Source organism: Methylobacterium indicum, from assembly GCF_001043895.1.
GTDB classification, from domain to species: domain Bacteria; phylum Pseudomonadota; class Alphaproteobacteria; order Rhizobiales; family Beijerinckiaceae; genus Methylobacterium; species Methylobacterium indicum.
The window spans coordinates 1-21,140 of the sequence record NZ_JTHF01000001.1 but is presented as its reverse complement, the minus strand read 5'-3'; the positions used below and the strand labels follow the sequence as shown (position 1 = coordinate 21,140).

The window sequence follows — 21,140 nt, the reverse complement described above, 5'->3', positions numbered from 1 at the left end:
TCTCAAACGTGTCCGACGGGTGCGGGCGAGGGCGTGAGCCCCCTCACCGGTCCACCTCGCCGAACACGATGTCGAGCGTGCCGAGAATGCACGACACGTCCGCCAGCAGGTGCCCGCGGCACATCCAGTCCATCGCCTGGAGGTGGGCGAAGCCCGGAGCGCGGATCTTGCAGCGATACGGCTTGTTGGTGCCGTCGGCGACCAGGTACACGCCGAACTCGCCCTTGGGCGCCTCGACGGCGGCGTAGACCTCGCCGGCCGGGACGTGGAAGCCCTCGGTGTAGAGCTTGAAGTGGTGGATGAGCGCCTCCATCGAGCGCTTCATCTCGCGCCGTGGCGGCGGCGCGACCTTGCCGTCCTGCGTGGCGATCGGCCCCTGGCCGGCCGGCTCGCGCAGCTTGGCGATGCACTGCTTCATGATGCGCACCGACTGGCGCATCTCCTCCATGCGGATGACCTGGCGATCGTAGGTGTCGCCGTTCTTCCCCACGGGGATGTCGAACTCCATCTCGGCATAGGCCTCGTAGGGTTGCGACTTGCGCAGGTCCCACGGGATGCCGGAGCCGCGCACCATCACGCCGGAGAAGCCCCAGGCCAGCGCCTCCTCGACGGTGACGATGCCGATGTCGACGTTGCGCTGCTTGAAGATGCGGTTGGCCATCACGAGGTTGTCGAGGTCGTCGACCACCTGCGGGAAGGTCTCGCAGAACGCCTCGATGTCGTCGATCAGGCTCGGCGGCAGGTCCTGGTGGACGCCGCCCGGGCGGAAGTAGTTGGCGTGGAGACGCGCTCCGGAAGCGCGCTCGTAGAAGATCATCAGCTTCTCGCGCTCCTCGAAGCCCCAGAGCGGGGGCGTGAGGGCGCCGACGTCCATCGCCTGCGTGGTGACGTTGAGAAGGTGCGACAGGAGCCGGCCGATCTCGCAATAGAGCGTGCGGATCAGCTTGGCGCGGCGCGGCACCTCGATCCCGAGCATCCGCTCGACCGCGAGGCAGAAGGCGTGCTCCTGGTTCATCGGCGCGACGTAGTCGAGCCGGTCGAAATAGGGCGTCGCCTGGAGGTAGGTCTTGACCTCGATCAGCTTCTCGGTGCCGCGGTGCAGCAGGCCGATATGCGGATCGACGCGCTCGACCACTTCGCCGTCGAGCTCCAGCACCAGGCGCAGCACGCCGTGCGCCGCCGGGTGCTGCGGGCCGAAGTTGATCGAGAAGTTGCGGATGCTGTGCTCGCCCATGTCGGCTCAGCCTTTCGCCGGTGCCTTGTCGGCCTTCTCGTCGCCCGGGAGCACGTAGTCGGTGCCCTCCCAGGGGGACAGGAAGTCGAAGTTGCGGAATTCCTGCGTCAGTCGCACGGGCTCGTAGACGACCCGCGCCTCGTCCTGGTCGTAACGGACCTCGACGAAGCCGGTCAGCGGGAAGTCCTTGCGGAGGGGGTGACCCTCGAAGCCGTAATCGGTGAGCAGCCGGCGCAGGTCCGGATGGCCCGAGAACAGGATGCCGTAGAGGTCGTAGGTCTCCCGCTCGAACCAGTTGGCGGCCGGGAAGACCGGGATCGCCGACGGGACCGGGGTGCGCTCGTCGGTCTGCACCTTCACCCGGATGCGCCGGTTATGGCGCATGGAGAGCAGGTGGTAGACGACGTCGAAGCGCTTCGCCCGCGCCGGATAGTCGGCGCCGCAGATGTCGATGAAGGTCGAGAAGGCGCAAGCCGGATCGTCGCGCAGGTGGGTGAGCACCCGCAGGATCTCGGAGCCCTCGACCACCAGCGTCAATTCGCCGAAGGCGAGCGCCCGGTCGGTGATCGCGGCGCCCAGGCTTGCGGCCAGAGCGTCGGAGAGCGCCAGCAGGGCCGCGTCGCCCTGCTCGCTGTGGGTATGGGCCCGGATGGTGATGCCGTTGCTCATGGGATCCCCGCCTCAGCGCTCGATCGTGCCGGTGCGGCGGATCTTCTTCTGCAGCAGCAGAACGCCGTAGAGCAGCGCCTCGGCGGTCGGCGGGCAGCCCGGGACGTAGATGTCGACCGGCACGACCCGGTCGCAGCCGCGCACCACCGAGTAGGAGTAGTGGTAGTAGCCGCCACCATTGGCGCAGGAGCCCATCGAGATGACGTAGCGCGGCTCCGGCATCTGGTCGTAGACCTTGCGGAGCGCGGGCGCCATCTTGTTGGTCAGCGTGCCGGCGACGATCATCACGTCGGATTGGCGCGGCGAGCCGCGCGGGGCGAAGCCGAAGCGCTCGCAATCGTAGCGCGGCATCGACATCTGCATCATCTCGACGGCGCAGCAGGCGAGGCCGAAGGTCATCCACATCAGCGAGCCGGTGCGGGCCCAGGTGATGAGGTCGTCCGTGGTGGTGAGCAGGAAGCCGCGATCGGCGAGCTCGTCGCTGATCGTCAGGAACGTCGGGTCGTTGGCGCCGATCGGCTTGCCGGTGGCCGGGTCGAGGATACCCTTGGGCTGCGGCGCGATCTCGGGGGCGCGGACGGTGGTGAGGGCCATGGTGGGGTCCGGTTCCTACGTCTCGGGGGCGGCTCTGCGCGTTCCGGCTTCTAGTCCCACTCGAGGGCGCCCTTGCGCCACTCGTAGACGAAGCCGACGGTGAGCACGCCGAGGAAGAGCATCATCGACCAGAAGCCGAACCAGCCGAGATCCCCGAACGTGATCGCCCACGGGAACAGGAAGGCCACTTCGAGGTCGAAGATGATGAACAGGATGGCGACGAGGTAGAAGCGCACGTCGAACTTCATGCGCGCGTCGTCGAAGGCGTTGAACCCGCACTCGTAGGCCGAGAGCTTCTCGGGGTCCGGGCTGTTATAGGCCACCAGGAACGGAGCCACGAGCAGCGCCACCGCGATGACGAGAGAGACGCCGATGAAGATCACCAGCGGCAGGTAATCCGACAGGAGGCCGTTCATCGAGCATCCTCAAGGGTTGGCGCGAGGCCTTGTGAGCGCGGGCCTTGGCGCGGGCCCGCGCCGCGGGCCGCCGGGGCCGTTCTCGGAACGGTTCCAAAGCCCGGAAGGTGCCGCGAGGCTTAAACGAGCGGGTATTGCGAAACAAGGGGCGTTCGCACCGCACAAACCGCGAACGTCCCTGCGCTACATAAGGATATGCGCGCGGCGCACAACACCGCGGGGCCTCGGGCCTCCCGGGGAGTATCGTCGCAGGGCCCCTTCCCGCTCCGGCCCCGCCGGGTGCCCGATCCGGTCGCCGGGGCGCCGCTCAGCCGTCCGACAGGATCAGGGCCCAGAAGCGCTTGTAGCGGCTGCCGGGCGCATCGACCCGGGCGATGCCCACGCGTCGGACCTGCGGCATCAGCATGTTGCGGTTGTGCTCGGGGGAGACCTGCCAGCGCTTCAGCACCTCGTCGAAGGTGGCGGATCCCGCGCTCAGGTTTTCGGCGGCGTAGCGGCCGCCGAAGCCGGCGCGCTTGAGCCGCACGTCGAAGGTGCCGCCGACCTCGTGCGAGAGCCGGCCGGCGCGGGCGTTGGATTCCGCCTGGTACGAGGCGGCGCGGATGAGCGAGGAATCGACCACCACCGGGCCGAGGCCGTGGCTCGCGCGGTAGCGCGAGATCGCCGCAGCGGCAGCCGCCTCGTCGAGGATCACCGGGGTCGTCGGCAAGTCGGGAGCCGGCAGGAGCGCGCTGCCGCTGCACCCGGCGAGCGCCAGGGCGGTTCCGGCGAGGGCGGCGAGCACGAGCGGGCGCCGGGCCACGCCGTGGTGCGGGCGCCCGGCCGGGTGGGCGGGGGCCGTCGAACGGAGCGGCTGGGACATCGTCGGGTCGATCCTCGGGCAGGCGGCGCAGCCCGGCATATCCACGCGGGCGGCGCCACCTGTCCGGCGATTGTGGCGATGTGCGGGCGGCCTTCAGGCGGCTCGGAGCGTCGCCAGGAACCGTCTCACCTCGGCGCCGATGCTGGCGGATTGCTGCGCCACGGTGTCGGCGGCCTGAAGCACGTGGCGGGCGGCGTCGCCGGTGGCCTCGGCGTCGAGGGCGAGGCCCTCGACCGCGCCGCTCACCGTGGCGGTGCCGGCAGCGGCCTCCGCCACGCCGCGCACGATGGCCTGGGTCGCCCCGACCTGGGTCTCGACGGCGGTCGCGACCCGGTCGGTCACGCCGTTGATGGCCCGGGCCTGCTCGGCGACCTCGCCCATGGCGGCGGTCGCGCGCCGGGTCGTATCCTGGATCGCCGCGACCTGGGCGGAGATCTCCTGGGTCGCCCGGTCGGTCTGGCCGGCGAGCTGCTTGACCTCGGCGGCGACGACCGCGAAGCCGCGTCCCGCCTCCCCGGCGCGGGCCGCCTCGATCGTGGCGTTGAGCGCGAGCAGGTTGGTCTGCGAGGCGAGGCCGGCGATCACCGTGACGACGTCGCCGATGCGGGCAGCGGCCTCGCCGAGGCTCTGCATCACCGCCGCCGTGCGGTCGGTTCCGGTGACCGCGTCCCGGGCCATGGTCGCGGCCTCGCGCATGTCGCTGCCGACGGCGTCGATCGACCGGCCGAGGCCCTCGGCGGCGGAGGACAGGCCGCCGGCCCGGCGCGACGCCTCCGCCGCGGAGGTCGCCGCCGTCCCGGCGCGGCTCGCGGCCTCGGCGGCGGTGCCGGACAGGGCCCGGGCGGTCGCGTCGAGGTCGCGGGCCGCCGCGTCGACCTGGGCCAGGACCTGCGCCACCGCGGTCTCGAAGGTCTCGACCTCGCGGGCCATCTGGGCGGCGCGGCGGGCCTGCGCCTCGCTGGCATCCCGCTCGGCCGCCAGGCTCTCGCGCTCCGCGAGGACGACACGGAAGACGTCGATGGCCCGGGCGATCCGGCCGATCTCGTCGCGCCGCCCGGTTCCGGGGATCGCCGCGTCGTAGCGCCCATTCGCCAGGGCCGCGGTGGCATCGGTCAGGCCGGCGAGCCCGCCGACGATCGAGCGCCAGCCGAGGACGCCGAAGAGGCCGATGCCGAGGATCGCCACGCCGGCGATGGTGCAGAGCCAGAGGGCGTGACGCCAGAACGCGGCGTCGATGTCGTCGACGTAGACGCCGGTGAAGATCGCGAGCGTCCACGGCGCGAAGCCCTGGATGTAGCTCAGCTTCGGGACGTGGGCCTCGCCGCCCGGACGGGTGAAGACGTAGCGCAGGGTGCCGGGCGTCCCGGACCGGGCGATGTCGGTGATCGCCTTGACGAGCAGCATGCCGCTCGCATCCTTCAGGCCGCTCATGTCCTTGCCGACCCAGTCGGGCTTGGGCGGCATCACCAGCGCCTTGCCCGAATAGTCGTAGACCGCGACGTAGTTGTCGCCGTCGTAGCGCATCGCGTTGGCGCGCCGCTGGAACGTCGCCATCGCGGCCTCCCTCGTCAGCGCACCGGCCTTCACATCCGCGTCGAGGCCGGTCGCGGTCGCCACCACCACGTCGGTGAGGGCCCGGAGCTTCGCCACGCGCTCGCTGATCAGGCTGTCGTGGTTTGCCCGCAAGGCGTAAAGAACCACCGCCCCGAGGCCGAGCACTGCCGCCGCCATCAGGACGGCGAACTTTCGGCTCACGCTCATGTTAGACCAAGACATCCGCATCCCCGAGTTTCGTTGGGGAATGCCTTAGGGGCGCGATGCTTGACGTTGCGTTAGCGTAAGCTGCGGATCAGGGGATTTTTGTGCAGTGCGGCGAGTGGCGCGGGCGACGGGGCTCGAACCCGCGACCTCCGGCGTGACAGGCCGGCACTCTAACCAACTGAGCTACGCCCGCGCGGCGCGCTCGCTTCACCATGTAGCCTCGGCTGCCACTCCCTCGAAGGAAGTGGCGCGGACGACGGGGCTCGAACCCGCGACCTCCGGCGTGACAGGCCGGCACTCTAACCGACTGAGCTACGTCCGCACATGGCGCTTTGCACTACAGAAACGCCTTATCCGTAAAGGAAGTGGCGCGGACGACGGGGCTCGAACCCGCGACCTCCGGCGTGACAGGCCGGCACTCTAACCGACTGAGCTACGTCCGCCCGGCGTCTCGCAGTGCTGCGATGGCTGCGGTGTATGGGGCGCCCCCTACCCTGTCAAGCCGCCGGCTCAAGAAAGCCGGGAGGGGGTGCGGGACGGGTGTCGGGCGCGTCGGCGGGCCACCACCCGCGGCCCGCGTCGCATCCGCAAAACGCCTCGCTAGCTCCGGCGTGCAGGGCCTCGTTCCCTGCCGGAGCTCGCTCCGTGCAGAGTCCGGTCCGGAGCAAGCTGGCAGCAGCATTAGGCTGGCAGCAGCATCTTGGCCTCGGCGTCTTGCACTCGCGGCCCGAGCCCCTTAACGATGCCGGCACCCGGGCGGTTAGCTCAGTTGGTAGAGCATCTCGTTTACACCGAGAGGGTCGGCGGTTCGAGCCCGTCACCGCCCACCAGGGGCTTCGTAGCCCGTCGCGCCCGCCTCGCGTTCGGGCGCGCCAAACCGGTGTCGCCCGTCAGCGCGACGCGCCGAGGCGTTCCGAAATCATCCGTGTCGTGCAGCGGAGCGTCGCGCGCTGAAGGCTCGCCGGGATTCCTCCAGGTGCGTCCGGGAGCGTGAGGACGGCCGTCTCGTTCATCCGGAGGCGCGTTTCTGACAGCGGCTCCGCTGGTGCATGCCGGAACGGACCACCATGCGAGAAGAACGTGTCGGGGCCGCGACGGGCCCTCGATATCGTCATGGGTCGAGACCCCCTCGCAGGGGGGCCTCGACGAATCGTCTTGCCGTCGCCTCAGCGATACGCCGCCGCGATCCCCAAGAAGTCCTCGGCCTTCAGGCTCGCGCCGCCGACGAGCGCGCCGTCGACATTGGCCACGCTCATCAGTTCGGCGGCGTTCGAGGGTTTCACCGAGCCGCCGTAGAGGATCCGCATCCTGGCGCCCTCCGCGCCGAGCCGGCCTTCGAGCTCCCGCCGGATCAGGGCGTGGACCTGCGCCACGTCGTCCACCGTCGGGGTGAGCCCGGTGCCGATCGCCCAGACCGGCTCGTAGGCGATCACCGTGTCGGCGGCCGTCGCGCCGTCCGGCAGCGAGCCGGCGAGCTGGCCGCGCACGATGTCGAGGGTGCGGCCGGCCTCGCGCTCCTCTCGGGTCTCGCCGACGCAGATGATGGCCACGAGGCCGGCACGGCGGGCGGCGAGCGCCTTGGCGCGGATGTCGGCATCGCTCTCGCGGTGGTAGGCGCGGCGCTCGGAATGGCCGACGATGGTGTAGCGCGCACCCAGATCCGCCAGCATCTCGGCCGAGACGTTGCCCGTATAGGCGCCGTTCGCCTCGGCATGGACATCCTGGCCGCCGACCTGGACCGGGGAGCCCTTCAGCGCGGCGGCGGTCGCGCCGACGAGGGTCGCGGGCGGGCAGACCAGCACGTCGATGCGCGCGGCGAGGCCGGCATCGAGGCCGTCGCGAACCGCCTCGGCGACCGCGAGCGAGGCCTGGAGGCCGTTCATCTTCCAGTTTCCCGCCACCAGCGGGCGCGGCCGTTCGGTCGTCATCTCTCTCCCCCGATCCTGCACAGGCGATCCAGCCTCGTCGATCCTGGACAAGCGTTGCCGGGTAACAGGTCCGCCGCCGAGCGGCAAACGTCCGGGGAGGCCCGCCCTTTGCCTTGCGGCGCTTATGCGGTATCGCGGCCGGAACCGGGCGCCGCCTCGCGGACAGGCGCCCTCATGGGTTTTTCTGAGGATCGCGATGCTCCAGGGGTTCCGCGCCGCCAGCCAGAGCTGGCTCGGCAAGATCGTGGTGACGGTGGTGTTCGGCCTCCTGATCGCGGGCCTCGCCATCTTCGGCATCGGCGACATCTTCCGCGGCGGCGGCAGCAACGCGGTCGCGACGGTGGGCAGCACGCAGATCCCGGCCGAATCCCTGCGGACCGCCTACCAGAACCAGCTCCAGCGCCTCTCGCGCCAGAGCCGCCGGCCGATCACGCCGGATCAGGCCAAGGCGCTGGGCCTCGACCGTCAGGTGCTGGCCCAGCTGATCACCGAGGCCTCGCTCGATCAGAAGACCAAGGATCTGGGGCTGCGCATCCCCGATTCGACGGTGGTGCGGCTGATCCAGGAGGAGCCGGCCTTCAAGGGCCCGAACGGCGCCTTCGACGTCAACACCTTCCGCGATACCCTGCGGCAGGCCGGCCTGACCGAGCAGGGCTTCGTGCAGGAGCAGCGCGCGGTCGCCGCCCGCCTCCAGCTCGCCGACGCGATCACCGCCGAGCTGCCGGTCTCCCTCGCCGCCCGCGAGGCGATCCACCGCTACACCTCGGAGCGGCGCGCCGCCGCCATCTTCACCCTGCCGGATTCGGCTGCCGGCGAGATCCCGGCCCCGACCGACGAGCAGGTCACGACCTTCTACAACGAGCGCAAGGGCGCGTTCCGGGCGCCGGAATATCGCAGCGTCAACCTTCTGGTCCTCGATCCGGCGACCATCGCCAAGCCCGACGCGGTGACCGAGCCCGAGGCCCGCGCCCGCTACGAGAGCGAGAAGACCCGCTTCGGCACCCCCGAGAAGCGCACGATCCAGCAGATCGTCTTCCCGAACGACGCCGATGCGGCGGCGGCGCTCGCCCGGATCCGCAGCGGCGCGGTCACCTTCGATCAGGTCGCCACCGAGCGCGGCCTCGACGCCAAGGCGCTGGATCTCGGCACCTTCACCAAGTCCGAGCTGTTCGACCCGGCGGTGGCCGACGCCGCCTTCGCGGCCGAGCCGGACACGGTGAGCGAGCCGGTCAAGGGCCGGTTCGGCACGGTGTTGCTGCGCGTGACCGCGGTGCAGCCGGCGGCCCGCAAGCCGTTCGAGGACGTGGCGGGGGAGATCCGCGCCGAGGTCGCCCTCGACAAGGCCCGGGACGGGCTCGAGAAGGTCCACGACGCGATCGAGGACCAGCGCGCCGGCGCCAAGCCGCTGGCCGACATCGCCCGCGAGCAGGGTCTCACCCTCGTCAGCGTGCCGGCGGTGGACGCACAGGGCCGCGATCCCCAGGGCAAGGCGGTCGAGGCGATTCCCGACAAGGATGCGACGCTGGCGGCGATCTTCCGCAGCGAGATGGGGGCCGACAACGAGGCCCTGCGCACCCGTGCCGGCGGCTACGTCTGGTACGACGTGACCAAGGTCGACCCGGCCCACGACAAGCCGCTGGCCGAGGTCCGCGATGCCGTGGTGGCGCAGTGGAAGGCCGACGAGGTCGCCCGCCGCCTCGCCGCCAAGGCCCGCGAGGCGACCGAGCGGCTCGACAAGGGCGAGGCGATCGAGGAGGTCGCGAAGTCCCTCGGCCAGGAGGCGAAGACCGTGACCGATCTCGCCCGCGGCCGGGGCCGCGACGGCCTGTCGACCGAGAGCGTCGCCCGGATCTTCGCCACGCCGGTCGGCAAGTCCGGCACCGCCGCCGGCGAGGACACCGCCCGGGTGGTCTTTCGGGTGACGAGCGCCACGGTGCCGGCCTTCGTGCCGAGCGCCGCCGGCGCGGTCGCCGTGGAGCAGCAGTACCGCACGGCCCTCGCCGACGACATCCTGGCCGAGTACATCGCCGACGTGCAGAAGCAGGCCGGCATCTCGGTCAACGAGGCGGCCTTCCGGCGCGCCATCGGCGGCGAGTACTGATCCCGTGCTGGTCGCCCCCTCCCCCGAGGCTGCCGCCGCCGCCTATGCCGAGGGCCGGCCGGTCCTTCTGCGCACCACCCTGGTGGCGGATCTCGAGACCCCGGTCGCCGCCTTCCTGAAGCTGAAGGCCGGCCGTGACGGCGCGGCCTTCCTGCTCGAATCGGTCGAGGGCGGCGCCGTGCGCGGCCGCTACTCGATGATCGGGCTCGACCCCGACCTCGCCTGGCGCTGCGCCGACGGCAGGGCCGAACGGGCCGTGGCGCCCGACCTCGCGGCCTTCGCGCCCGAGGACGCCCCTCCCCTCGACAGCCTGCGGGCGCTGATCGCCGAGAGCGCGATTCCGGCCGAGCCCGGCCTGCCCCCGATGGCGGCCGGCCTGTTCGGCTATCTCGGCTACGACATGGTGCGGGAGATGGAGCGGCTCGGCCCCGCCCATCCCGATCCGATCGGGGTGCCGGACGCGATCCTGGTCCGCCCGACCGTGATGGTGATCTTCGACGCCGTGCGCGACGAGATCGCGCTCGTGGCGCCGATCCGGCCGATCGCTGGCCTCTCGGCCAGGGCCGCCTACGAGCGGGCGCTCGCCCGGCTCGACGCGGCCGCCGACGCGCTCGAGGGCCCGTTGCCGGTCGAGGCGCGGCAGAACCCGGCCGAGATCCCGACGCCGGCGCAGATCTCGAACGTCGCTCCCGAGGACTTCCACGCCATGGTGGCGCGGGCCAAGGAGTACATCGCCGCCGGCGACATCTTCCAGGTGGTGCTGTCGCAGCGCTTCGAATCGCCGTTCGGCCTGCCGGCCCTGGCGCTCTACCGGGCTTTGCGCCGCGTCAACCCGGCGCCGTTCCTGTGCTACCTCGATTTCGGCGGCTTCCAGATCGTCTGCTCCTCGCCCGAGATCCTGGTGCGGGTGCGCGACGGCGCGGTGACGATCCGGCCGATCGCCGGCACGCGGCCCCGCGGCGCGACGCCGGAGCAGGACAAGGCGCTGGCCGACGAGCTCCTGGCCGATCCCAAGGAGCGCTCCGAGCACCTGATGCTGCTCGATCTCGGCCGCAACGATGTCGGCCGCGTCGCCGAGATCGGCAGCGTGCGGGTGACGGATTCGTTCTTCCTCGAATTCTACAGCCAGGTCATGCACATCGTGTCGAACGTCGAGGGCCGCCTCGATCCCCGGCACGACGCCCTCTCGGCGCTCGCCGCGGGCTTCCCCGCCGGCACGGTCTCGGGCGCCCCGAAGGTGCGGGCGATGCAGATCATCGACGAACTGGAGCGCGAGAAGCGCGGGCCCTATGGCGGCTGCATCGGCTATTTCGGCGCCGACGGCCAGATGGATACCTGCATCGTGCTGCGCACCGCCATCGTCAAGGACGGCCGGATGCACGTTCAAGCCGGAGCCGGCATCGTGCACGATTCCGATCCGGCCTCCGAGCAGCAGGAATGCATCAACAAGGCCAAGGCGCAGTTCCGAGCGGCCGAGGAGGCGGTGCGCTTCGCCGCGCAGGCACGGCGGGGCCAGTAGCGGGTTCGCTCCCGCACGCGTCACCCTGATGGCCCATCGATCCCGAAGGTCATCCCGGGGCTCGCGCGGCGAGAACTCGGGATCCATCAATGCTGACGGTGCAGGGTCCGGCAGAGCGCGTTCCGCGTCATGCCGAAGCCTCGGCGGTTATGGATCCCGGCACGGTACACGACATTGAAGAAAGTGGAGGCCACCACGCGGGCGTTCCACCCCCTTTCCCGGACGACTGGAGCGTCAGCGGAAGGAGATCCGGGATCCAGCAGAGGACATGCCGCGAAGCGGCTCAACCTGTTGCACCGTCGCAGACAATGAGACGCTTCGCGGCTTTTCGTGCTGGATTCCGGATCTCCTTCCGCTTCGCTTCAGTCGTCCGGAAAAGGGGTTGGTTTGCAATGGGTCATGGAGCCTGGCTGCACGGTTCTCGGCCAGTGTCGTGTACCGTGGGATCCCGGGTTCCGCAGCGCGGCCCCGGGATGACATTGACGGATGTCAAATCCCGCGAGGGACCATCGCTGCGACTTACTTCCGGTTGGTGATGAGGCTGTCGACGTTGCGATTGGCCTCCCGGTTCTCTTTGTTCTGCTGCTTGATCTGGTGCTCGGTGTATTTTTGAGACATCTCGTCCCGCTTGCCCTGCGGGATGGTATTCTCGGCAGCGAAGACCGGCGTCGCGGACATAAGGCACGCGGCGCAGAGTGTGGCGGATAGCAGCGGCTTGATCATGGCCTCTTCCTCATGGTCAGTTGCCGATCAACAGCCGATATATCGGCGCGGTTTCATGACAATTGGTCCATGATGAGGACACGTCGGGCGTCTCACGCATGGCGGACCGCCCGACCGCCCGAGGCGAGCAGGCGTTCGGTCACCGCATCCACGACGCGCGATGGTGACAGAGGCGTTGCGTGGGTTGGCGGAAACCCGTCGCACGCCCCTCGCCCGTCCCAGGAGATGCGTCGGTCCCGTGCGGAACTGCGGCGCCCGCCTCCCCTACTCCGCCGCCGCCGGCCGATGCGCTCCCTCGTGCCCCGGCGGCTCGTCCACCGCGCCGACGAAGCGGCCGAACAGCCGGCCCATCAGGCGCGAGAGATCGTCCATCAGGAGGAAGATCGCCGGCACGAAAAGCAGCGACAGCAGGGTCGAGACGATCAGGCCCGAGATCACGGCGATCGCCATCGGCGAGCGGAACTCGCCGCCGATGCCGAAGGCCATCGCGCTCGGCACCATGCCGGCCGCCATGGCGATCGTCGTCATCACGATCGGCCGGGCGCGCTTGGCGCCGGCCTGGGTGATGGCGGTGACGCGATCGACGCCGCGGGCCATTTCCTCGACGGCGAAATCGACCAGCATGATGGCGTTCTTCGTCACGACGCCCATCAGCATCAGGATGCCGATCACCACCGGCATCGAGATCGGCCGGTTGAAGACCAGGAGGCCGAGGATCGCCCCGCCGATCGAGAGCGGCAGCGAGAACAGGATGGTCAGCGGCTGGAAGAACGAGGCGAAGAGCAGGATCAGCACGCCCAGCACCATCATCAGGCCGGCGCCCATCGCCATGGCGAAGCCCTCGAACACCTCGCCCATCACCTCGGCATCGCCGGTCTGGCGCAACGAGATGCCGGGCGGCAGGTTGCGGGCGGTGGGGGTGTTCATCGCGAGCTTGATCTGCTCGCCGAGCGCGTCCGAGCCCTGCATGTTGGCCTCCAGCGCGACGCGCACCGCGCGGTCGTAGCGGTCGATCGCGGTGGGTCCGCGGCCGAGGCTGATATCGGCCACCGCGGCGAGCGGCACGGAGGTGCCGTTCTTCGCCGGCACCTTCAGGCTTTCCAGCGCCGAGAGGTCGCCGCGCAAGGCCGTCGGCAGCTGCACCCGGATCGGGATCTGCCGGTCGGTGGCGTTGAACTTGGCGAGGTTCTGGCCGATGTCGCCGATCGTCCCGACGCGCACCGTCTCGGCGATGGTGTCGGTCGAGACGCCGAGATCGGCGGCGACGCCGGCTTTCGGGCGGATGCGGACCTCGGTGCGGTCGAGGGGGGCGGTCGACATCACGTTGACGAGGTTGGGCAGGGCCGCGACCTCGCGCTGCATCTTGTCCGCCACCTCGGTCACCTGGGCGGTGTCGCCACCCGCGACGATGAGGGTGAAGTCGCGCTGGCCGCCCTCGCGCAGCGACCAGTAGCGTACGTCCGCCTCGTCGCGCATCAGGTCCATGATCGCCGCCTCGACGTCGGCCTGCTTGCGGGCGCGGGCGTTCTTCGGCGTCAGGTTGATGGTGAAGGTGGCGAGTCGCACCTCCTTCTTGCCCGGCAGCTGGCGGCCGCCGTCGACGAAGACCGAACGGACCTCGGGCAGGGTGCGGATGCGTGCTGCGATCCGGTCGGTGACCGCGATCGTGTCGTCGAGGCGTGCGCCCGGGGGCAGCTCCACCACCATCAGGGTGCGGGCCGCGTCCTCCTTGGGCAGGAAGCCCGCCGGCAGCAGGCTGGTGGACAGGATGGAGGCGGCAAACAGCGCCAGGCCGACCACCAGCGTCACGTATTTGTGCCGCACCGACCACAGGACGAGGCGGTTGTAGACCCGCATCACCGGCCCCTCGCGCTCCTCGTGGTGGCCGTGGTCGCGCAGGAAATAGGCCGCCATCATCGGGGTGATGAGGCGGGCCACCAGGAGCGACATGAAGACGGCCGCCGCGATGGTGAGGCCGAACTGCTTGAAGTACTGCCCGGCGATGCCGCCCATGAACGAGACGGGGGCGAAGATCGCGATCAGCGTCGCCGTGATGGCGATGACGGCGAGCCCGATCTCGTCGGCGCCCTCGATCGCCGCGCGGTAGGGCGACTTGCCCATCCGCATGTGGCGAACGATGTTCTCGATCTCCACGATCGCGTCGTCGACCAGGATGCCGGTGACGAGGGTGATGGCGAGAAGACTCACCGCGTTGAGCGAGAAGCCCATCGCGCTCATCGCCCAGAAGGTCGGAAAGACCGAGAGCGGCAGCGCGACGGCCGCGATCAGCGTCGCACGCCAGTCGCGCAGGAACAGGAACACCACCAGCACCGCGAGGCCTGCGCCCTCCATCAGGCTGTGCATGGCGGATTCGTAGTTGCCGATGGTGTTGGTGACCGACGAATCGATCCGGTCGAAGCGGACGCCCGGATATTCCTTGCCGAGATCCTCGATCTTCTTCGACACCACCTCGCCCACCGAGGCGTCGGAGGCGCCGCTCGCCCGCGAGATCGCGAAGGCGACGACCGGCTGGCCGTTGAGGCGGGCGAAGGTGCGGGGCTCCTCGGCCCCGTCGCTGAGCGTCGCGAGGTCGTCGAGGCGCACCTTGCGGCCACCCGGCAGGACGATCGAGGTCGCCGCCAGGGTGTCGAGGCTCGACGAGGCGGCGAGCGTCCGGATCGACTGCTCCTGGCCGCCGACCTCGGCCCGGCCGCCGGCCATGTCGGCAGAGGTCAGCCGCAACTGCCGGTTCACGTCGGCCGCCGTGATGCCGAGCGCCAGCAGCCGGTCGGGCTTCAGGGTGACGCGGACCTCGCGGGCGACGCCCCCTAAGCGCTCGACGCCGCCGACGCCGCGCAGGCCCTGGATCTGGCGCGCCACCACGTCGTCGACGAACCACGACAGGTCCTCGGGCGTCATCGCGGGCGCCGACGCCCCGTAGACCATGATCGGCAGGCCGGCGATCTCGACCCGGGCGATGATCGGTTCGTCGATCGTCCGCGGCAGGTTCATCCGGACCTTGGCGATCGCGTCCTTGACGTCGTTGACGGCGCGATCGGTGTTCACCTCCAGGCGGAACTCGATCGTCGTCGTCGAGGTGCCCTCGGTGATCGACGAGATGATGTGCTTGACGCCCTTCACCCCCGCCACCGCGTCCTCGACCCACTTGGTGACCTGGGTCTGCAATTCGCTCGGCGCGGCGCCGGCCTGCGTCACCGTCACCGAGACGATCGGGATGTCGATGTTGGGGAAACGGGTGATCGGCAGGCTGCGGAAGCTCACGAGGCCGAGCAGCCCGAGCACCAGGAAGAGCACGATCGAGGGGATCGGCTTGCGGATCGCCCAGGCGGAGACGTTCAGGCGCATCGAGCGGACCCGGTCAGGAGAGGAAGGCGGACGAGGCGGGCGTCAGGGACGCCGGAGAAGCAGGTCGAGGGCGTCGGGGACGCGGGAGAAGCGAGAAGCGGGCGTCAGGGACGTCCGGCCTCGGCGGTTGCCGGCATCGCGGGGTAGATCGGCCGCACCCGGTCGCCGTCGCGCAGGAAGCTGCCGGCCCGGGCGACCACGGCGTCCCCAGCCTTGACCCCGTCGCGGGCCTCGATGAAGCCGCCGGCCGACAGGCCGGTGCGGATCGAGCGCAACTCGACCCGCTCGCCCGAGACCACCAGCACGGTCGGGCCGGACGGGCCGTAGACCACCGAGGCGAGCGGCACGGCGACGCCGGTGCGGCGCGCCGCCTCGACGGCGCCGCGGGCAAAGGCGCCGATGCGCAGGCGCGGATCGGCGTCGAGCTTGATGCGGACCTTGCCGAGGCGGGTCGCCCGGTCGATCTCCGGATAGACCACCCGGACGCGCCCCGACACCGAGACCGGCCCGTCCGGGGTGTCGAGGTCGAGGCTCGCCGGGGCACCGGCGCGCAGGCGCGCCAGCCCGGTCTCCGGCACCTCGCCCTCGAGCTCGATCTCGCCGCGGGCGATCAGCCGGAAGAGCGGCTCGCCCGAGGCGCTCGCCGTGGCGCCGACCCGGGCGGTGCGGCGGCTGACGATGCCCCCCTCCGGCGCGCGGATCTCGGTGCGGGCGAGCTTCAGGTCGAGCTCGGCCCTCTGCGCGCGGGCCTGGGCGAGATCGGCCTGCGCGATGGCGAGCCCGTTGCGCGCGGCCGAGAGCCGGCCGTCCGCTCCCTTGGCGGCGGATTCCCGCTGCTCCAGTACCGCCGCGGTGCCGTTGCCGGTCTTCATCAGCGACTGGGCGCGCTCGAAGGACAGGGCGGCCTCGGTCTGCGCGGCCTCCGCCTGCACGATGGTGCTGCGCGCCTGCGCCACCGCGCCCTCGGCCCGGGCGATGGCGGCGGCGTTCTGGGCGAGCTGGGTGTCGATCATCTCGCGCGAGAGCCGCGCCAGCACCGCACCCTTGGCGACCCGGTCCCCCTCCTCCACCAGCAATTCGGTGATGCGGCAGCCCTCGATCTCCGGCGAGACCAGGATCTCGTCGCGGGGCACGAGGGTCCCGGTGACGACCGCGCGCTCGACGATCTCGCGCTCGGCCGCCACCGCGACGGTGACGGCGGGCGCGGGTGCCGCCGCGACGATGGGGGCCGCCGGCGGCGCCGTCTCGGCGGCCATGGCCGGGAGAGCGGCAGCCGGCAGAGCAGCGGCAAGGGTCGCGGCGAAGGTGAGGGCCGGAATGCCGGCGCGGCGACGGGGGCGGGTCATCGGTCGGATTCCGGAAAAGTCGTCGGGTCGAAGCGGCCGTCGAGCGCCGCGCCGATCACGGTCAGCATGGCGTCGATGACGGGGCCGGTGGCGAAATCGGGCGAGAGGGCGCGCCGCACCATGATGCCGTCGGCCATCACCATGGCGAGGCGGGCGAGCGCCTCCGGGTCGGCTCCGGGAGCGGGCTGCGGGGCGCGGGCCTGCGCCTGACGGTAGAGGCCGGACAGGCGCCCCGCGATCTCGCGCTCGAAATCCCGGCAGATCGCCGCCATGGCGGGGTTGCGGGTCGCCTCGGCCCACATCTCCAGGCAGAGCACCGCCTTCTCGGCCGGCGCTTCCGCGAGGTGGCGGCGGGCGAGGCCGGTGAAGGCCTGCATCAGGTCGGGGGCGGCCTCGATGCCGGAAAAGTCCTCCGCCACCGCCGCGCGGTCGCGCTCGGCGAGGCCGGCGACGATCGCGTCCTTCGACGGGAAGTAGCGGTAGAGGTTGCCGGGGCTCATCCCGGCCTCCGCCGCCACGTCGTGCATCGTCGCGCGATGGAAGCCGTGGCGGACGAAGCAGGCCTCCGCCGCATCGAGGATGCGGGTGCGGCGCTCCTCGGCCGAATCGAGGCGGGCGGGACTCTGGGAGGGCGGCACGCGGGCTCACAGGTGAGAATGAACGTTCATTCTCTACACCCAAGGCCTGACATTCCGCAATGGCCGAGCGGCTGCAACTTCTGCGGCCCGGTCCGCGTTGACGGTTCGAATACCAGTCATCGAGGGAAGGAATTGCGCGATGGCCATCTTCCAGGTCAGGCAGGCCGAGACCGGGGCGATTCTCTGGACCGGCGGCGCCGCCGACGAGCAGCAGGCCCTCGACGCCATGGCGCGCGAGGCCGGTTACAGCGACTTCTCGGCGATCCCCGAATCGCTGCGCGGCACCAAGGTCGACCGGCTCAACCTGGGCTGAGCCGGTCTCGGACCTCTGAGACCCCTTGCGGGAGGCCGGGATTCGTCCCGGCCTTTTTTTATGCCCAGGATTTTCGCGAAGTTTGGTTAACAAGACGTTGCCGGACGATCGCGGCTTTCTCCGGGCATCCGGCGGTGTTTCCGCCGACCGGCGGCGTCAGGCGGTCGCTGCCCGCCCTCGCGCCGCCAGGATCGCCCCCTGGTTCGCCTCGGCCCAGCGGATCAGCCCGCGCATCGGCTCCAGGAACGAGTGCCCAAGTGGGGTCAGCCGGTACTCGACGCGGGGCGGGACCTCGGCGTGGACCTCGCGCGCCACGAAGCCGTCCTGCTCCAGCCGGCGCAGGGTCTTCGACAGCATCTGCTTCGACACGTCGCCGATCTCCCGCTCGATCTGGCTGAACCGCTTCACCCCCGGTGCCAATGTGGCCAGGACGAGCAGGCTCCACTGGTCGCCGATCCGGTCGAGCACGTCGCGGATCGGGCAGGCCTGATCCAAGGTTTCGCCTGACTTCAAATCGTCGAGCACTGTTTCTTCTCCATGGTCACTGCGCGATGACCTGGTCGCGCGGCGGTGACGTCTTGCGCGGATCGTATGACGGGCCTAGCTCTGTCGATGGTCTCGAACAGTGACCAGATCGCGAAATTGAACCAAGAGAATACCATGACCAAGGTTGCCGTCATCGGCGCGACCGGGAACGTCGGCGCGCGTCTCGTCGCCGAGCTAGCGTCGCGGGGCCACGCCGTCACCGCGATCAGCCGCCATCCGGGCGCGGCCTCGCCGCAGGTCGCGCCGGCGGCGGGCGACGTGCGCGATCCGGCGGCCCTGAGCCGGCTTCTCGCCGGGCACGACGCCGTGGTGAGCGCGCTGCGCTTCGCCGACACCGATCCGGCGGCCCTGATCGGGATCGTGAGGGGCTCGGGCGTGAGGCGCTACCTCGTGGTCGGCGGCGCCGGCTCGCTCGAGGTGGCACCGGGGCGGCGGCTGATCGACCAGCCCGACTTTCCGGCCGCCTACAAGGCGGAGGCCCTGAAGGGCGCGGCCTTCCTCGACGCGTTGCGCCAAGTAGACGACCTCGACTGGACCTTCCTGTCGCCCTCGGCGCTGATCGAGCCGGGCGAGCGCACCGGCCGGTTCCGCCTCGGGGGCGACGCGCTCCTCGTCGGCGAGGGGGGCAGCCGCATCTCCTACGAGGATTACGCCGTCGCCCTCGTCGACGAGATCGAGCGCCCGGCGCATCTCCGCCGACGCTTCACCGTCGGTTACTGAGCTACAGGCCGATCAGCTCGGCGATCAGGTCGGCGCCGGCCGCGGGCGAGCGCTCGCCCGCCGCCACCCTCCGCTCGGCCTCCGCCGTGGTCTTGCGCACCTCGGCGCTGCCGGTGAGGCGCTGGTGCAGCCGCTCGTGGACGAGCGCCCACATCCACTTCACGTCCTGGTCCCGGCGCTTGGCGGCGATCTCGCCCGTGGCGGTGAGCTTCCGGCGATGGTCGAGCACCGCGTCCCACAGGGCGTCGAGGCCCTGGCCGGCGAGCCCCGAGATCGTGGCGACCGGCGGCGACCAGGTGGCGCTCGCCGGGGTCAGGATGTGGAGCGCGGCGCGGTACTCGGCCGCCGCCGCCATGGCGCGCCGCATCCCCTCCTCGCCGTCGGCCTTGTTGACCGCGATCATGTCGGCGAGTTCGAGGATGCCCTTCTTGATGCCCTGCAATTCGTCGCCGGCGCCGGGCAGCATCAGGACGAGGAAGAAGTCGGTGAGGTCGGCGACCGCGGTCTCGGACTGGCCGACGCCCACGGTCTCGACCAGCACGACGTCGAACCCGGCGGCCTCGCACAGCAGCATCGTCTCGCGGGTCTTGGCGGCGACGCCCCCGAGCGTGCCCGACGAGGGCGAGGGCCGGATGAAGGCGTTGGGATCGACCGCGAGCCGCGCCATCCGGGTCTTGTCGCCGAGGATCGAGCCGCCGGTGCGCGACGAGCTCGGATCGACGGCGAGCACCGCGACCTTGTGGCCCCGCGCGGTCAGGGCGGCGCCGAGCGCGTCGATGGTGGTGGACTTGCCCACGCCGGGCACGCCGGTGATGCCGACCCGCACCGCCTTTCCGGCATGCGGCAGGGCGGCGTCGAGCAGCTCGCGGGCGGCGGCGCGGTGGTCGGCCCGCTTGGACTCGACCAGCGTGATGGCGCGGGCAAGTGCGGCGCGGTTGCCGGAGAGCAGCTGGGCGAGGTCGGGGGCCGGGACGGTCATGGCGACCTTTCTGCCGCCTCGCCGGGTCTCCGTCGAGGGCCCGGGCTGTGGACGAAAGGCCGGGGAAGCGTAACCTTCGGGCAACAGGCCGGACCCTGCCCGGGCCCTTCCCCACGGTCGTCCCCAGCGCGACGCGCCACGGCCACGATCATGCCGCATCCTCGGCCTGAATGCCGGGGCACAGCCGGCGCGACGCCGGCCCCGAGCGGGACGCCCCGAGTAGGACGCCATGACCACGACTGCCGCGCCGACGCGCCGGGGCTTCGCCCGCCTCGGCCTCTCCGCCCTCGCCAGCCTGTCGCTGGGCGGCTGCTTCGGCGACGGGCTGCTCGGCGATTCCCCGGGCCCCGAGAAGCAATCCGCCCTCGACGTGAGCCCGGTGCTCCTCGTCGCCACGACCCGCCGCCCCGCCGACCCGGCCGGGCGCCCGCCCTACTTCACCGACCAGCGCGGCCGCGGCCTCTCCTTCGCGACCGTGCGGCTCACGGTCCCCGACCGGTCGCTGATCGGCAAGGTCTCGTCGGTGGTCACCGGCGACTGGCGCATCGCCGCCGCGCCCCGGGTGGTCACCGGGCCGGAAGCCGCCACCGCCTTCGCGGAGGCGGCGCTCGGGCGCGACGTTCTGCTCTACGTCCACGGCTACCGCGAATCGTTCGAGACCGCGGCGGTCAGCGCGGCGCAGCTCTCCGACGGCATCCGCTTCCGCGGCGTGTCAGGCCTGTTCACCTGGCCGTCGGCCGGCAAGACCTTCGATTACGGCTACGACCGCGAGAGCGCCCTGTGGTCGCGCGACGCCTTCGAGGATCTGTTGCGGGCGCTCGCTACCTCGCAGGGCGGGCGGATCCACATCGTCGCCCACTCGATGGGGACGCTCCTCACCCTCGAGACCCTGCGCATGCTGCGGGCCGATGCCGGCGAGGCCGCCCTCGACCGGATCGGCGCCATCGTGCTCGCCGCCCCCGACATCGACATCGACCTCTTCACCAACGGCATCGAGCGCCTCGGCACCGCGGCGCAGAAGATCACGGTGATCTCCTCGACGAACGACCGGGCGCTCGAACTCTCCAGCACCATCGCGGGCGGCGTGACGCGGGCGGGTGCCGCCGACCGCAGCCGCCTCGAGGCGCTCGGCGTGCGCGTCGCCGACGCGTCCGATTACGGCAGCGGCCTCATCAACCACGACCTCTTCCTGTCGAACGTCGAGGTGCAGCAGGTGATCAAGCGGGCGGTGGCGCGGGCGGACGGGCGCTAGAGCATTTTCCGACGAAGTGGATGCCGGTTCGGCGCTGAAAATCGGCGACAAAACAAGAACCTAAGCGGGCGAAGCGTTGGCCTGCCCACGGTACACGACCCTGGCCGGGAACCGTGCAGCCAGGCTCCATGACCCATTGCAATGACCCATTGCAAACCAATCCCTTTTCCGGA

At 70.9% G+C, this 21,140-nt stretch carries 18 protein-coding genes and 4 tRNA genes; 6 read left to right on the top strand and 16 right to left on the bottom strand.

What is annotated here, in order from left to right:
- Positions 1–43 precede the first annotated feature (43 nt).
- The 9 genes from QR78_RS00105 to QR78_RS00065 all read right to left on the bottom strand — a co-directional run bounded on the left by QR78_RS00105 (position 44) and on the right by QR78_RS00065 (position 5,979).
- Positions 44–1,234, bottom strand: coding sequence for an NADH-quinone oxidoreductase subunit D (locus tag QR78_RS00105; RefSeq protein WP_048425439.1), 1,191 nt, complete (start codon positions 1,232–1,234; stop codon positions 44–46).
- A gap of 6 nt (positions 1,235–1,240) precedes the next feature.
- Positions 1,241–1,903 (bottom strand): NADH-quinone oxidoreductase subunit C, encoded by a 663-nt coding sequence (locus tag QR78_RS00100; protein ID WP_048425438.1) that lies wholly within the window; start codon positions 1,901–1,903, stop codon positions 1,241–1,243.
- 12 nt (positions 1,904–1,915) lie between these two features.
- A complete protein-coding gene (locus QR78_RS00095) occupies positions 1,916–2,497 on the bottom strand; it encodes a NuoB/complex I 20 kDa subunit family protein (protein WP_048425437.1) in 582 nt (193 codons plus the stop codon).
- Positions 2,498–2,547: 50 nt separating this feature from the next.
- A complete protein-coding gene (locus QR78_RS00090; protein ID WP_048425436.1) occupies positions 2,548–2,913 on the bottom strand; it encodes an NADH-quinone oxidoreductase subunit A in 366 nt (121 codons plus the stop codon).
- Positions 2,914–3,220: 307 nt separating this feature from the next.
- Complete coding sequence (locus QR78_RS00085; RefSeq protein ID WP_082171520.1) at positions 3,221–3,775, bottom strand: CAP domain-containing protein; 555 nt, start codon at positions 3,773–3,775, stop codon at positions 3,221–3,223.
- 93 nt (positions 3,776–3,868) lie between these two features.
- Positions 3,869–5,536, bottom strand: a complete 1,668-nt coding sequence (locus QR78_RS00080; RefSeq protein ID WP_048425435.1) for a methyl-accepting chemotaxis protein — start codon at positions 5,534–5,536, stop codon at positions 3,869–3,871.
- Positions 5,537–5,652: 116 nt separating this feature from the next.
- Positions 5,653–5,729: transfer RNA gene (locus tag QR78_RS00075), tRNA-Asp, on the bottom strand.
- Positions 5,730–5,781: 52 nt separating this feature from the next.
- Positions 5,782–5,858: transfer RNA gene (locus tag QR78_RS00070), tRNA-Asp, on the bottom strand.
- Positions 5,859–5,902: 44 nt separating this feature from the next.
- Positions 5,903–5,979: transfer RNA gene (locus QR78_RS00065), tRNA-Asp, on the bottom strand.
- Positions 5,980–6,290: 311 nt separating this feature from the next.
- Between QR78_RS00065 and QR78_RS00060 the strand changes: the two genes are divergently transcribed.
- Positions 6,291–6,366, top strand: a tRNA-Val gene (locus QR78_RS00060).
- Positions 6,367–6,702: 336 nt separating this feature from the next.
- Here the strand turns inward: QR78_RS00060 and tpiA are convergent.
- The gene (tpiA, locus tag QR78_RS00055) at positions 6,703–7,464 is read right to left on the bottom strand and encodes a triose-phosphate isomerase (protein ID WP_048425434.1); all 762 of its coding nucleotides are present in this window, start codon (positions 7,462–7,464) and stop codon (positions 6,703–6,705) included.
- Between the two features lie 196 nt (positions 7,465–7,660).
- Between tpiA and QR78_RS00050 the strand changes: the two genes are divergently transcribed.
- Complete coding sequence (locus QR78_RS00050; protein ID WP_048425433.1) at positions 7,661–9,565, top strand: peptidylprolyl isomerase; 1,905 nt, start codon at positions 7,661–7,663, stop codon at positions 9,563–9,565.
- 4 nt (positions 9,566–9,569) lie between these two features.
- On the top strand, positions 9,570–11,084 hold the full coding sequence (trpE, locus tag QR78_RS00045) for an anthranilate synthase component I (protein ID WP_048425432.1): 1,515 nt from the start codon (positions 9,570–9,572) through the stop codon (positions 11,082–11,084).
- Positions 11,085–11,603: 519 nt separating this feature from the next.
- On the opposite strand, the gene QR78_RS00040 is transcribed toward trpE, so the two are convergent.
- The 4 genes from QR78_RS00040 to QR78_RS00025 form a co-directional block, all read right to left on the bottom strand.
- A complete protein-coding gene (locus QR78_RS00040; protein ID WP_048425431.1) occupies positions 11,604–11,807 on the bottom strand; it encodes a hypothetical protein in 204 nt (67 codons plus the stop codon).
- Between the two features lie 264 nt (positions 11,808–12,071).
- Positions 12,072–15,173, bottom strand: coding sequence for an efflux RND transporter permease subunit (locus QR78_RS00035; protein ID WP_048425430.1), 3,102 nt, complete (start codon positions 15,171–15,173; stop codon positions 12,072–12,074).
- A 104-nt stretch (positions 15,174–15,277) separates the two neighbouring features.
- The gene (locus QR78_RS00030; protein WP_048425429.1) at positions 15,278–16,519 is read right to left on the bottom strand and encodes an efflux RND transporter periplasmic adaptor subunit; all 1,242 of its coding nucleotides are present in this window, start codon (positions 16,517–16,519) and stop codon (positions 15,278–15,280) included.
- Positions 16,516–17,157 carry a TetR/AcrR family transcriptional regulator gene (locus QR78_RS00025; protein ID WP_048425428.1) on the bottom strand — a complete coding sequence of 214 codons (642 nt, stop codon included), beginning with the start codon at positions 17,155–17,157 and terminating at the stop codon, positions 16,516–16,518. The genes QR78_RS00030 and QR78_RS00025 overlap by 4 nt, the downstream gene beginning before the upstream one ends.
- A gap of 139 nt (positions 17,158–17,296) precedes the next feature.
- Here QR78_RS00025 and QR78_RS35380 point away from each other — a divergent pair, with 139 nt between their 5' ends.
- Complete coding sequence (locus QR78_RS35380; RefSeq protein WP_165602011.1) at positions 17,297–17,470, top strand: hypothetical protein; 174 nt, start codon at positions 17,297–17,299, stop codon at positions 17,468–17,470.
- Between the two features lie 156 nt (positions 17,471–17,626).
- Here QR78_RS35380 and QR78_RS00020 read toward each other — a convergent pair whose 3' ends face one another.
- The gene (locus tag QR78_RS00020) at positions 17,627–17,965 is read right to left on the bottom strand and encodes a winged helix-turn-helix transcriptional regulator (RefSeq protein WP_244276578.1); all 339 of its coding nucleotides are present in this window, start codon (positions 17,963–17,965) and stop codon (positions 17,627–17,629) included.
- A gap of 165 nt (positions 17,966–18,130) precedes the next feature.
- On the opposite strand from QR78_RS00020, the gene QR78_RS00015 reads away from it, so the two are divergent.
- On the top strand, positions 18,131–18,736 hold the full coding sequence (locus QR78_RS00015) for an NAD(P)-dependent oxidoreductase (protein WP_048425468.1): 606 nt from the start codon (positions 18,131–18,133) through the stop codon (positions 18,734–18,736).
- 1 nt (position 18,737) lies between these two features.
- On the opposite strand, the gene meaB is transcribed toward QR78_RS00015, so the two are convergent.
- The gene (gene meaB, locus QR78_RS00010) at positions 18,738–19,715 is read right to left on the bottom strand and encodes a methylmalonyl Co-A mutase-associated GTPase MeaB (protein ID WP_048425427.1); all 978 of its coding nucleotides are present in this window, start codon (positions 19,713–19,715) and stop codon (positions 18,738–18,740) included.
- Between the two features lie 229 nt (positions 19,716–19,944).
- On the opposite strand from meaB, the gene QR78_RS00005 reads away from it, so the two are divergent.
- Positions 19,945–20,967 carry an alpha/beta hydrolase gene (locus tag QR78_RS00005; protein WP_048425426.1) on the top strand — a complete coding sequence of 341 codons (1,023 nt, stop codon included), beginning with the start codon at positions 19,945–19,947 and terminating at the stop codon, positions 20,965–20,967.
- Positions 20,968–21,140: the final 173 nt, after the last annotated feature.